The 13,197-nt window shown below is 32.5% G+C and carries 11 protein-coding genes and 1 pseudogene; all 12 read left to right on the top strand.

Features of this window, described 5'->3' with window-relative positions:
* The first annotated feature begins 3 nt into the window (after positions 1 to 3).
* The 12 genes and pseudogenes from HBE96_RS20125 to HBE96_RS20180 all read left to right on the top strand — a co-directional run bounded on the left by HBE96_RS20125 (position 4) and on the right by HBE96_RS20180 (position 12,920).
* Positions 4 to 663 carry an ABC transporter permease gene (locus HBE96_RS20125; RefSeq protein ID WP_169299494.1) on the top strand — a complete coding sequence of 220 codons (660 nt, stop codon included), beginning with the start codon at positions 4 to 6 and terminating at the stop codon, positions 661 to 663.
* Positions 653 to 1,357 (top strand): ATP-binding cassette domain-containing protein, encoded by a 705-nt coding sequence (locus tag HBE96_RS20130; RefSeq protein WP_169299495.1) that lies wholly within the window; start codon positions 653 to 655, stop codon positions 1,355 to 1,357. Before HBE96_RS20125 ends, HBE96_RS20130 begins: the two co-directional genes overlap by 11 nt.
* 53 nt (positions 1,358 to 1,410) lie before the next feature.
* Positions 1,411 to 2,643, top strand: coding sequence for a molybdopterin molybdotransferase MoeA (locus HBE96_RS20135; RefSeq protein ID WP_169299496.1), 1,233 nt, complete (start codon positions 1,411 to 1,413; stop codon positions 2,641 to 2,643).
* Between the two features lie 4 nt (positions 2,644 to 2,647).
* The gene (locus HBE96_RS20140; protein ID WP_169299497.1) at positions 2,648 to 4,567 is read left to right on the top strand and encodes a molybdopterin biosynthesis protein; all 1,920 of its coding nucleotides are present in this window, start codon (positions 2,648 to 2,650) and stop codon (positions 4,565 to 4,567) included.
* 386 nt (positions 4,568 to 4,953) lie between these two features.
* Positions 4,954 to 5,385 (top strand): MOSC domain-containing protein, encoded by a 432-nt coding sequence (locus HBE96_RS20145; protein WP_169299498.1) that lies wholly within the window; start codon positions 4,954 to 4,956, stop codon positions 5,383 to 5,385.
* 23 nt (positions 5,386 to 5,408) lie between these two features.
* Positions 5,409 to 6,407, top strand: a pseudogene (locus HBE96_RS20150) (sigma-54 interaction domain-containing protein); the annotation flags it as partial.
* 146 nt (positions 6,408 to 6,553) lie between these two features.
* Positions 6,554 to 8,377, top strand: a complete 1,824-nt coding sequence (locus HBE96_RS20155) for an aldehyde ferredoxin oxidoreductase family protein (RefSeq protein ID WP_169299500.1) — start codon at positions 6,554 to 6,556, stop codon at positions 8,375 to 8,377.
* 14 nt (positions 8,378 to 8,391) lie between these two features.
* Entirely contained in the window at positions 8,392 to 8,616 is a 225-nt protein-coding gene (locus HBE96_RS20160) for a MoaD/ThiS family protein (protein WP_169299501.1), read from the top strand.
* 2 nt (positions 8,617 to 8,618) lie between these two features.
* Positions 8,619 to 9,305 (top strand): HesA/MoeB/ThiF family protein, encoded by a 687-nt coding sequence (locus tag HBE96_RS20165; protein ID WP_169299502.1) that lies wholly within the window; start codon positions 8,619 to 8,621, stop codon positions 9,303 to 9,305.
* A 256-nt stretch (positions 9,306 to 9,561) separates the two neighbouring features.
* Positions 9,562 to 10,689 carry an aldo/keto reductase gene (locus tag HBE96_RS20170; RefSeq protein WP_169299503.1) on the top strand — a complete coding sequence of 376 codons (1,128 nt, stop codon included), beginning with the start codon at positions 9,562 to 9,564 and terminating at the stop codon, positions 10,687 to 10,689.
* 28 nt (positions 10,690 to 10,717) lie between these two features.
* Positions 10,718 to 11,869: an aldo/keto reductase gene (locus HBE96_RS20175; RefSeq protein ID WP_169299504.1), complete on the top strand. Its 1,152-nt coding sequence runs from the start codon at positions 10,718 to 10,720 to the stop codon at positions 11,867 to 11,869.
* 166 nt (positions 11,870 to 12,035) lie between these two features.
* Positions 12,036 to 12,920, top strand: a complete 885-nt coding sequence (locus tag HBE96_RS20180) for a phosphatidylglycerol lysyltransferase domain-containing protein (RefSeq protein ID WP_169299505.1) — start codon at positions 12,036 to 12,038, stop codon at positions 12,918 to 12,920.
* Positions 12,921 to 13,197: the final 277 nt, after the last annotated feature.

The following is a 13,197-nucleotide window of genomic DNA, read 5'->3' on the forward strand; positions in this document are numbered from 1 at the left end:
AAAATGCTAACACTTATAAAAGAACTACTTCCTGTTATAGGTATGTCCCTAATGGTATCCATGTCATCTACAGTTATGGCAGCAGTAGTAGGAATAACTATAGGGATTTTAGCAGGACTGAAAGACTTCAAATTGAAAAAAGTTATAGTAAGATTATTAGAAACCCTTATGAGTACTCCACCAGTACTCATGGGGCTTTTAGTATATTTACTACTTTCTAGAAAAGGTGCTTTAGGTAGTCTGGAGCTTTTATTTACTCCAACAGCTATGATTATAGCACAGACACTATTGGTATTTCCTATAATAACTGGTCTTACAATCAGTTCAACACAAAAGCAGGGGAGGGAGATTAAAAAAAATTGTAAAGTACTTGGTGCTTCAAGATTCAAAACCTTATTAACCATAATTGTGGAAATGAAGGAACAGTTACTTACTATAGCTGCCAGTGGCTTTGGAAGAGCTATTTCAGAAGTTGGAGCAGTAATGATGGTAGGAGGAAATATTAAAGATCATACAAGAGTAATGACCACATATATAGCATTAGAAACAGGAAAGGGAAATTTTGAAGGAGCTATTATAATAGGAGTAATACTACTTTCTATTTCTTTAATTATAAATATTATTCTCCACAAATTTCAAGGAAGTGAAACTGATGAATATTGAGGTTTTAAATATTATAAAACAATATGGAAATAGAGTAGTGCTAAATATAGACAAATTTAATTTTAAAAACACAGGATTATACATAATTTTAGGCTTAAATGGAAGTGGAAAAAGTACATTCCTTGAGTGTATAGCAGGGGTAAATAGAATTAATTCAGGAAGCATAAAATATGACCATAAAGATTTTAAAGATGAAAAAGATAAAGTTTCAATGCTGCTTCAGAAACCATATATTTTCAATACTTCTGTTAAGGAAAATATAACAAAAGGACTTCTATTTAAAGAAAAAAGGTGGGAAGAGCTTTTAGAAAAGTATAATTCTTATATTAAAGATTTTGATATGGAAAAATTAATGGATAAGAATGCAAAAACTTTATCTGGTGGAGAAAAAGCAAAAACAGCTCTTTTGAGAGTAGCTATGTTGGAGACAAAGATAACTTTATTAGATGAACCAACTGCTAGTATGGACTTAGAAAGTACGCTAGTTGCTGAAAAATTAATAAAAAGTATGTCCTTAAATGGCAGAATTGTAATAATGATTACTCATGACTTGTATCAGGCAAAGAGAATAGCTGACTATGTTCTGTACATGGATAAAGGTAAAATTATTGAATATGGAGATAAGGGTGAGTTTTTTACAAATCCTTCAAATGAAAAGCTTAAAATGTGGTTAAATGTAGATTGCATAAAATAGAATTAAATACTAAAATCATCACTTTGATGGTAGAAGATAGGAGGCACTGAAGTATGGACTTTTATAAGGTATTATCAGTTGAAGAAGTAAAAGATATAATTAAATCTAAATTTTCTTTAGGTTTAGGAAAAGAATTAATAGATATAGAGCAGTGTAATGACAGAATACTTTATGAAGATATTGTTTCACCATTAAATATCCCAGGTTTTAAGAGATCTATTGTGGATGGATATGCAGTAAAGTGCAGAGATGTGCAGGGTGCTAGTGAAAGCATACCTTCTATGCTGGAGTTAAAAGGAGAAGTTATAATGGGCAAGATGCCTTCTAAAGCATTGGAGTTTCCAGGAGAATGTATGTACATACCAACTGGTGGAATGCTTCCTGAAGGTGCAGATAGTGTAGTAATGATTGAGTATACTGACAAAATGGATGATACTACTATACTTGTGAATAAGTCAGTTTCCTTTGGGGAAAATGTGCTTAATGAAGATGAAGATGTAGAATTGGGAGAAACTGTGCTTAAAGCAGGAACACTGCTTAAACCTTACAGTATAAGTATGTTGTCAAGCTTAGGAATTATTAGGGTACCAGTAGTTTGCAAGCCAAAGGTAGGGATAATTTCCACTGGGGATGAAATTATAGCACCAGAAGAATATCCAAAGCCTGGTGAAATTAGAGATATAAATTCATATCTTTTATACTCTTCTGTCATTGAAGATGGTGGAGAACCAATATTCTATGGAGTTATAAGAGATGATTATGATAAATTATTTGAAAATGTAAGAAAAGCTAATGAAGAATGTGATTTAGTTCTCATATCTGGTGGGAGCTCAGTAGGAAAAAAAGATGAAACTGCAAGAGTTATTGATGGACTTGGAGATCCAGGCATACTTCTTCATGGAATAGCAATAAAACCAGGTAAGCCAACCATACTAGGAAAAGTTAAAGATAAACCTATATTTGGGTTACCAGGACATCCTCTTTCCTGTGCAGTAGTTTATAGAATAATAGTTAGATATCTTCTGCAGAGGATGATGAAATTTGAAGAAGTTGAATATCCTATTCCTTGTAAGTTTAGTACTAACTATCATAAGGCCAAAGGAAGGGAAGAATATCTTCCAGTTACAATTGAAAATATAGAAGGAGAATATATAGCTGTACCTGTTTTAACCAAGTCTGCTGTAATAAGTGGATTTACCAAGGCTTGGGGTTATGTAAAAATAGATAAAAATATAGAAGGAATTTTTAAAGATCAGCAGGTATATGTTTATAAATTTCAGAGGTGATATTATGGCACAGAAGGTATATTTATCAAATTATGAATTTAAAGAAGCATTAAATAAATATTTAGGTGAAATAAGTTCTGTATTTCTAAGGAAAGAAGTAATAAATACAGAAGAAGGTTTAGGCAGGGTTACTGCGGAGGCGGTTTATTCAAAAATTTCTTCACCTTTTTATAATTGTTCTGCCATGGATGGAATTGCTCTTCATAGTTCCAAAACTATAGGAGCATCTGAAAAGCATCCTATTGAACTGGAGGAAGAGGAGGATTATATAGTAGTAGATACAGGAGATCCAGTTCCAAAGGAATATGATTGTGTAATAATGGTAGAGGATATAGTTAACATAGACGAAAATAAAATTCAAATATATAAAAGTGCAGTTCCTTGGCAGAATATACGTCCTTTAGGTGAAGATATAGTGGAAAATCAACTTATTGTTCCATCAGGTCATGTTGTAAGACCTGTAGATATAGGAGCAATGCTGGCAGGAGGAGTAAATGCAATTGAAGTTTACAAAAAACCTTTAGTAGGCATTATACCAACAGGTACTGAACTAGTGGAACCAGGTAGTGACCTTAAAGTTGGAGATATAATTGATTTTAATTCAAGAGTTTTCAGTGCACAAGTAATTGAATATGGAGGAATGCCAAAAAGGTATGGTATAGTAAAAGACGATTATGAAACTTTAAAGGAAACTTTAAAAAGAGCTGTTTCAGAGTGTGATATAGTTATAATCAATGCTGGTTCTTCTGCAGGAAGAGAAGATTTTACCAGTGATTTAATTGCTGACTTAGGAAAAGTTTATGTACATGGTATTGCTATAAAACCAGGAAAACCTACTATTATGGGACAAATTGATAATAAGGCTGTTCTTGGTATACCTGGGTATCCTGTTTCTGCTTATTTTATAATGGAAAAAGTTCTTAAGAAAATAGTAGAAAATTATCAAGGGCTAAAGACAAAAGAACCTGAAAAGGTAGATGCAATTTTATCAAGAAGAATTATATCATCCTTAAAGCATTTAGAATTTGTGAGAATGAAGCTTGGATATGTGGGAAATAAGATTATTGCCACACCACTATCAAGAGGAGCAGGTGCTACTATGTCACTTGTTAGAGCAGATGGAACATTAGAGGTTCCTCAAAATGTAGAAGGTATTGAAGCAGGAACTAAAGTTGAAATAAATCTTATGAGGGATATGGAGGAAATCAAAAACACTATTGTGTGTATAGGCAGCCATGATCCTATTTTAGATATATTATCAGATATGCTTCATGTAAGAAATAAGCATTATTATTTGTCTTCAGCTCATACAGGAAGTATGGGAGGAATAATGGCACTCAAAAATGAAGAAACACATATTGCTCCAATTCATTTATTAGATATGGAAACTGGGGAATATAATATTTCTTATATAAATAAATATTTAAAAAATAAAAATATTGCATTGATAAAAGGAGTAAAAAGAATTCAAGGACTTATGGTTCAAAAAGGTAATCCTTTGGCACTTGAAAAAATTTCAGATATTTCAGAAAAAAATGTGCGTTTTGTAAATAGACAAAGAGGAGCAGGCACAAGATTACTTTTAGATTATTACTTAAAAAAGATTAACATTTCACCAGAACAAATTAATGGTTATGAAAGGGAAGAGTTTACACACCTTTCAGTAGCAGCGGCAGTAGCTAACGGAGATGTTGATTGTGGTCTTGGAGTATACTCTGCAGCGGATATGATGGGGCTTGATTTTATTCCAGTGTGTAATGAGGAATATGATTTTGCAGTGCCTGCACAGTATTTGGAACTTGATATAATTAAAGAGCTGCTTCAGGTTATGAAAAGTGGTGAATTCTTAAAGAAGCTTGATGAACTTGGAGGCTATGATTACTCGGATATATGCAATATAATATACTCAACTTTCGCAGTTTAAAAATAATGTGACGCAAAGGTGAAGTAGCAGTTTGGATTTTAACATATATCACTACATAAAAGTTAAAATCCAAACTAGTAACTTCAAGCGTACACATACAATTAAATTGTCATAAGTTATTTTAGTAATTAAAAGTTATATTTATCAATACATTATAATGCTTAGAAATTAAGGCAAAGCCTGTAGGTATATTAATATATTAAATTTAAAATCAGTTATTTTCTATTTTATAAAAACATCTCAAAAGAGATTTCTCAATTGAATTGTTGAAAACTCTAATACGAAAATACATTATATATTCAATGCGGACTCCAGCTAAAAAGTTGTGTCGCAATATGATTATTATATTAAGCTAAAGTTTTGTATGTACGAAAGGAGATACTTAGATGCCTTGTATTTTATCAATAAATATAGGTGAGAAAAAAGGAGTTGTTAAGAAGGATATTGAAAAGGGATATTTTGAAGTAAATCATGGTCTTGTAGGTGATATTCATGCAGGAAAATTGGATAGACAGGTGAGTTTACTGGGGCAGGAAAGCATTGATAAGATAAAGAAATCAGGAATAGATGGCTTTTGTACAGTTAAGTTTACGGAAAATCTTACTACCTTGGGCTTGGAGTTATATAAGTTGACTGTTGGTACAAAAATGAAAGTTGGTGAAGCTGTTTTAGAAATTACTGAGGTTGGAAAACAGTGTCATAAAGGCTGTGAAAGAAGAAAACTAGCAGATGACTGCGTAATGACCAGGGAATGCGTATTTGCTAAAGTGTTAAGCTCTGGATGGATTAAAAAAGGAGATAAAATTGAAATAGTATGAAAAATGCTAATGAAAAAGTATATAGAAAATCAGTAAGAAAGATAGCTCAAGGTCGTGCTATATATAGCTTTGATAAAATAATAGGGAAAAGCAAAAACTTTGTAAGCATCATAGAGTATGCAAAAAAAATATCTGACAGTACATCTACTGTATTGATAACTGGCGAAAGCGGTACAGGTAAAGAGGTTTTTGCACAAGCTATACATAATGCTAGCAGCAGAAGAGATAAAGTTTTTATTGCAGTAAACTGTGGTGCTATACCATCAAATCTTATTGAATCAGAGCTGCTTGGGTATGAAGAAGGAGCTTTTACAGGAGCTAAAAAGGGTGGAAATGCTGGTAAATTTGAAATGGCTCATGGTGGAACTATTTTTTTAGACGAAATAGGTGAAATGTCTTTAGAGACACAAGTAAGACTTTTAAGGGTTATAGAAGAAGGTGTTGTAAGCAGAGTTGGAGGTTCAAAGCAGATTCCTGTAGATGTGAGAATTATAGCAGCTACCAATAAAGATTTGCAAGAGGAAGTAAACAAGGGAAGCTTTAGAAAGGATTTGTTTTACAGACTTAATGTTATTCCTCTAGGACTTCCTCCTCTAAGAGAAAGAAAAGAAGACATACCTATTTTAGTGGATTATTACATGTCCAGAATAAGCAAAAAATTGAATAAGAAACAGTTTAATATTGATAACAGAGTTATGAACAAGTTTTTAGAATATGAGTGGCCTGGAAATATAAGAGAATTGGAAAACGTTATTGAACTTATAGTAAATACAGAAAAGATTCCAGACTATATACTTAAAATACATAAAACTTCTGTAGTTGGAAACAATAAAGCTGCTGAAAGTTCTATAAATTTTGAAAGTATGAAGCTTGAAGATGTAGAAAAAAATCATATTATAAAGGTTCTTAAAAGTTTCAGTGGAAATATAAGTTTAGCAGCTAAGGCAATGGGAATTGGGAGAAACACCTTATATAGGAAGATGGAAAAGTATCATATAGATTGTTCTGAAATGGAACAATGATCTGAAATGGAACAAAAGTGCGCCAAGATGGAACAATAATTTTGGCGCAGTACCCTCCAAACACTACATTTTCATCATTGGCATGATTTATGCTATATATGAATATGCAATTATTTGAATAATCAATTTTTTTAGGAGGGTTTTTTATGTACGGATATAATGGTAAGGTGTTAAGAATTAATCTAAGTAATAAAACTTATATAGTAGAAGAATTGAAAATTGACCAAGCTAAAAAATTTATAGGCTCAAGGGGATTAGGCGTAAAAACCTTATTTGATGAAGTAGATCCCAAAATAGATCCATTATCACCTGACAACAAATTCATTATAGCAGCAGGACCACTTACAGGAGCGCCTGTTCCAACAAGTGGAAGATTTATGGTAGTTACAAAATCACCTTTAACAGGAACTATTGCTATTGCAAACTCAGGTGGAAAATGGGGAGCAGAATTCAAAGCAACTGGATATGATATGATAATCGTTGAAGGCAAATCTGATAAAGAAGTTTATGTAAATATAGCAGATGATAAGGTAGAATTTAGAGATGCTTCTCATGTTTGGGGAAAACTAACAGAAGAAACTACAAAAATGCTTCAAGAAGAGACAGATCCAAGAGCTAAGGTTTTATGTATAGGACCAGCTGGTGAAAAATTATCACTTATGGCAGCAGTTATGAATGATGTTGATAGAACAGCAGGTCGTGGCGGTGTTGGAGCTGTTATGGGTTCAAAGAACTTGAAAGCCATTGTAGTTAAAGGAAGCGGAAAAGTAAAATTATTTGATGAGGAAAAAGTGAAAGCTGTATCACTTGAAAAGACAGGTATTTTAAGAAAAGATCCAGTAGCTGGCGGAGGACTTCCAACATATGGAACAGCTGTACTTGTTAATATTATAAATGAAAATGGTATACACCCAGTAAGAAACTTTCAAAAATCTTATACGGATCAAGCAGATAAAATTAGTGGAGAAACTTTAACTAAAGACTGCTTAGTTAGAAAAAATGCTTGCTATAGATGTCCAATTGCTTGTGGAAGATGGGTAAAACTTGATGATGGAACTGAATGTGGAGGACCAGAATATGAAACATTATGGTCATTTGGATCTGATTGTGATGTATACGATATAAACGCTGTAAATACAGCCAATATGCTCTGTAATGAATATGGATTAGATACAATTTCAGCAGGATGTACTATTGCAGCTGCTATGGAACTTTATCAAAGAGGTTATATTAAAGATGAAGAAATAGCAGCAGACGGATTGTCACTTAACTGGGGAGATGCTAAGTCCATGGTTGAATGGGTTAAGAAAATGGGACTTAGAGAAGGATTTGGAGACAAGATGGCAGATGGCTCATACAGACTTTGCGACTCCTATGGCGTGCCTGAATATGCAATGACTGTTAAAAAGCAAGAACTTCCAGCATATGACCCAAGAGGAGCACAAGGACATGGTATAACTTATGCTGTTAACAACAGAGGAGGCTGTCATATTAAAGGATATATGATAAGTCCTGAAATACTTGGTTATCCAGAAAAGCTTGATAGACTTGCAGTAGAAGGAAAAGCAGCATATGCTAGAGTGTTCCATGATTTAACAGCTGTTATAGATTCACTTGGATTATGTATTTTCACAACATTTGGTCTTGGTGCGCAGGATTATGTTGATTTATATAATGCAGTAGTTGGTGGAGAACTACATGATGTAAATTCTTTACTACTAGCTGGAGATAGAATATGGACTTTAGAAAAAATATTTAATTTAAAAGCAGGTATAGATAGTTCGCAGGATACTCTTCCAAAGAGATTGCTTGAAGAACAAATTCCAGAAGGACCATCAAAAGGAGAAGTTCATAAATTAGATGTACTACTACCTGAATATTATTCAGTAAGAGGATGGGATTCTAATGGTATTCCTACAGAAGAAACTTTAAGAAAGCTTGGATTAGAGGAGTATATTGGAAAAATCTAAACCGGGAGGGAAGAATGAAGCTTGAAGTAAGATTGTTTGCAACATTTAGAGAAGGAAGAGAAAAAAAGTATTTTTTAGATTTAAATGAAGGCATAACTCCGAGAGATATTGTTAATATGCTTAAAATAGATGAAGAAGAGGTAGCTATACTTCTTATAAATGGAAGAGATGGCAAACTAGATACTATTTTATGTGATAACGATGTACTAGCCTTATTTCCACCAGTAGGAGGTGGCTAAACTTGGAACGTTATGACAGAAATATGAAAACTCTATCAGAAGAAGAAAATCACAAATTAAAGGAATTTAAAGTTTGTGTTATAGGCTGTGGAGGAATTGGCGGATATATTATTGAAATGCTGGGTAGAATAGGAATTGGCAGCATTACAGCAGTAGATGGAGATATATTTGTAGAATCCAATTTAAACCGACAGATACTTTCTAGCAGCGAGTCTCTAGGATTAAGTAAAGCTCTAGAAGCAAAATACAGAATGAAAAAGGTGAATCCTTTAATTGAGGTAAAAGCAGTAAACGAAATGTTAACTGAAGAAAATGCTTTAGAAATTTTAAGCGGTCATCATGTGGTAGTAGATGCACTTGATAGTATACCAGCTAGACTTTTACTTCAAGATAGCTGTAAGAAATTAAATATAACGATGGTTCATGGAGCTATAGCAGGATGGTATGGGCAAATTACTACCATACTTCCTGGAGATGATACTTTAAACAAAATTTATAATAAAGACAAAAATCACACAAAAGGCGTTGAAAAGAAAATGGGAAATCCATCCTTTACGCCAGCTTTAGCAGCTTCAATTGAAGTAAGTGAAGTAATAAAAATTTTAATAGGAAGAGGAGAACTTTTAAGAAAAAAGGTACTTTTTATAGATCTTCTTTCTAGCGATTATGATGTAGTTCCTTTTGAATAAAAAATTGTAAATAAACTGTGTAAGTGGAGATTTTAAAACTAATTAATTGGTTTTGAAATCTCCATTTTTTTATTAGACATGAATTTACCCTTTCAAACAAGAATTTAGTTTTTCATTTTAGATAGAATAATTAAAAAAATGCTTGACTTGGAGTTCGCTCTAAGTAGTAAAATTTATATACAAGGATTAAATTTACTTATCTAAATTAATGAAACTGTTTAAGAAAGTGTAAAATATTGAAAAGGAGATATATAGTATGGAAAATTATTTAGGACAGGATATTCCGAAATTAGGATTTGGGCTTATGCGTCTGCCAATGTCAAATGGTGAGATTGACATTGAGCAGGTAAAAAAGATGGTTGATTTGTTTTTATCCAAGGGGTTCACATATTTTGATACAGCGTATGGTTATAATAATGGAAATTCTGAACGTGCCATAAAAGAGGCATTAGTAGAACGTTATCCGCGAGATAAATATTTGCTTGCAACAAAACTGCCTGCATGGGCAGGTGCAAAGACCAAAGAAGAAGCACAGCAGATGTTCTACACATCACTTGAAAGAACAGGAGCAGGGTATTTTGATTTTTATTTATTGCATAACTTGGGTGAATCACGTACTCAATCCTTTGATAAGTTTGAAATTTGGGACTTTCTGAGACAAAAGAAGAAGGAGGGGTTGATTCATCATTTAGGTTTCTCATTTCACGACAAGGCTGTTGTATTAGATAAGATTCTAACAGAACATCCTGAAATGGAGTTTGTTCAACTACAAATTAACTATGCAGATTGGAATAATCCGATGATTGAATCCAAATTGTGTTATGAGATTGCTAGAAGACACGGTAAGCCAGTTGTTATAATGGAACCAGTAAAAGGCGGCATATTAGCGTCACCTCCCCCTGCTGTGGAAAAGATTTTTAAAGATGCTAATCCCAACGCGTCTTTACCTTCCTGGGCAATTCGTTATGCAGCGTCACTAGAGGGCGTTATTGTTGTGTTGAGTGGAATGTCTAATATGGAGCAGATAGAGGACAATATTTCACACATGAAAAATTTTGAGCCGCTTACTGAAAAAGAGTATGAGATTATCAATAAAGCTCAGAAGGAACTTGATTCAATTTCATCAATTCCCTGTACATCATGTGCATATTGTATGAAAGGATGTCCACAATCCATAGCAATTCCAGGTATATTTAAGTCTATGAATATGATCAACATATACAATAATGAACAGGCTGCCAAGGGTTCTTATGCGTGGAATACAAAAGGTAATAACTTAAAAGCTGCATCTGCTTGTATTGAGTGTGGTCAGTGTGAGAGTGTTTGTCCTCAGCACATCAAGATTATCGATGAACTTAAGAAAGCGACTTCAGTATTTGAATAAGTATATTCATTAATAGAATATGATATATATGGAGGTACAAAAAGTGAAAAAATTAGGATTTGGATTTATGCGTTTGCCACTCAAAAATAAAGAAGATCAATCAAGTATTAATTTTGAACAGCTAAATAAAATGGTGGATACTTTTTTAGAAAGAGGATTTACTTATTTTGATACAGCTTATATGTATCATAATTTTATAAGTGAAACTACATTAAGAGAAGCATTGGTGAAACGTCACCCAAGAGATTCCTTTACTGTTGCTACAAAAATGCCAACTATGTTTTTGAAAACAAAAGAAGATTTGAATAAAATTTTTAATGAACAGTTAGAAAAGATTGGAGTAGATTATTTCGATTATTATTTGCTTCATAATCTAGGTGTATCTCATTATGAAATTGCAAAAAAATTAGATGCATTTTCATTCATTCAAAAAAAGAAGGAAGAAGGAAAAATTAGAAATATTGGTTTTTCTTTTCATGATACAGCAGACCTATTAGACGAAATATTAACTGCACATCCAGAAGTGGATTTTGTTCAGTTACAGTTAAATTATCTGGATTGGGAGAACGAAAGTATTCAGTCTGGAAAGTGTTATGAAGTAGCTAAGAAACATAATAAGCCAGTTATCGTTATGGAACCAGTTAAGGGTGGAACATTGGCACAAGTACCTAAGAAAGTAGAAAAGTTGTTTAAAGAATATCATCCAGATATGTCTGTACCATCCTGGGCAATTAGATTTGCAGCAAGTCATGAAAATGTAATGATGGTACTAAGCGGAATGTCTTCTATGGAACAGTTATTAGACAATACAGGATATATGCAGGAATTTAAACCCTTTGTTTCGGAAGAATACGATATTGTAAATAAAGCAGTTAAAATTATTAATGAAGCCATTGCAATACCTTGTACTGCATGTCAGTATTGTGTAGATGGATGTCCAAAGAAAATTGCAATACCAAAATACTTTGCACTATATAATGCAGAAAAGCAGGCCTTAAATCAGGGATTTTCAACACATAGCGTATATTATGCTAATTATACTAAAACACATGGTAAGGCATCTGATTGTATTGAATGCAAAAAATGTGAAAAAAGTTGCCCTCAACATATTGAAATTACAAAGCACTTGAAAGAGGTAGCAAATACATTTGAAAATCAACAGAGGAGATCAGGAAAATAAGGATAAACATCCTCATCATCAGAACATATAATATTTGATGATGGGGTGATTTTTTATTTTATGTCTAAAAATTTTTCATAAGACATCTTGATTTAGAGTGTACTCTAATTGGTAGTCTACTAATGTTTCATTAGTAAATGAAAAAATAGTACTGGAGGAAGAAACATTGGAATTAAAAGTATTAAATGATAAAGAACTTTTTAAAGATAAAGAAGAAATATTAAAGTTAAAGAAAATATCCATGAATGATAAAGAGCTTTTTAAGGATTTTGATTATATAGGTTCAGATTATGTATTTTCCTATATTTATATGTACAGTGAACTCTATAAATTAAAAATTTACCATGATGATAGGACAATAATCATATATTCAGGTTATGAGAAACCATCATTTTATATGCCACTAGGAGATACCGAATATGGTATAAAGCTTGTTTTGCAACATTGCCGTCAGCATCAGTTGAAATCTTATTTTGCAAAGATACCGGATAGTCATATTGAAATATTTAGATCTATGAATTACAAAATCCAGGAAGATAGAAACTCATTTGACTATATATATTCAAACTCATCACTGGCAGCTTATGAAGGACATGATTTTAGAAAACAGAGAAATAATCTTTCTAATTATCTGAAAAACTTCACTCCCGTTTACAGCAGTGATATAGTTTCTAATATTCAAAAATGCAAGGAATTTACACTAAAATATTATGCTGAAACTGATGTGGTACAACCTACCTTGAAGATATTGGATTGTATTGATAGATTAAATCTAAAGGGAGGTATAGTATGGAACGGTAGTGATATGCAGGCATACTGTATATACGAAGAAATAACTAGTAATATGGCTATTTCTCATGTAGAGCTTACTGATAACAGCCACAGAGGAGTTCATGCTTATATGATAAATGAGATGTCCAAGAACATGAATGTGGAGTTCATTAACAAGGAAGATGATATGGGAATAGCTGGTCTTAGAAGGTTTAAGGAGAATTATAATCCATGTAAACTGTCTGTAAAGTATTGTGCTTATCCTGATTTTCAATTCTAAATAATTTAGTGGGGTGCAGTATTTGTAGCCCACTTTTGATAATGAAACAATTCAAGCTGGAGTTAATGCATTAGGGGCAATTTACATTAGTTTATCATGATATAGAACGATCATTAAAAAAATTTCTTGACTTGGAGTATACTCTAAGTGGTAGGGTATTATATAGAAAGATTATTAATAGTTTAAACTAGAAAATACAATTTAAAACATGGAGAATAGTAAAAACGGATAAAAACTTTCAATGTAAAGCTGATTCAAGTATTATAATATTGAATAT

Origin of the sequence: Clostridium muellerianum (assembly GCF_012926525.1) — a bacterium.
In the GTDB taxonomy this organism is placed as follows: Bacteria; Bacillota; Clostridia; order Clostridiales; family Clostridiaceae; genus Clostridium_AM; species Clostridium_AM muellerianum.

Coding starts and splice junctions, on each gene's coding strand:
- HBE96_RS20125 (WP_169299494.1), top strand. CDS start 4: ATGCTAACACTTATAAAAGAACTACTTCCTGTTATAGGTATGTCCCTA.
- HBE96_RS20130 (WP_169299495.1), top strand. CDS start 653: ATGAATATTGAGGTTTTAAATATTATAAAACAATATGGAAATAGAGTA.
- HBE96_RS20135 (WP_169299496.1), top strand. CDS start 1,411: ATGGACTTTTATAAGGTATTATCAGTTGAAGAAGTAAAAGATATAATT.
- HBE96_RS20140 (WP_169299497.1), top strand. CDS start 2,648: ATGGCACAGAAGGTATATTTATCAAATTATGAATTTAAAGAAGCATTA.
- HBE96_RS20145 (WP_169299498.1), top strand. CDS start 4,954: ATGCCTTGTATTTTATCAATAAATATAGGTGAGAAAAAAGGAGTTGTT.
- HBE96_RS20155 (WP_169299500.1), top strand. CDS start 6,554: ATGTACGGATATAATGGTAAGGTGTTAAGAATTAATCTAAGTAATAAA.
- HBE96_RS20160 (WP_169299501.1), top strand. CDS start 8,392: ATGAAGCTTGAAGTAAGATTGTTTGCAACATTTAGAGAAGGAAGAGAA.
- HBE96_RS20170 (WP_169299503.1), top strand. CDS start 9,562: ATGGAAAATTATTTAGGACAGGATATTCCGAAATTAGGATTTGGGCTT.
- HBE96_RS20175 (WP_169299504.1), top strand. CDS start 10,718: ATGGAGGTACAAAAAGTGAAAAAATTAGGATTTGGATTTATGCGTTTG.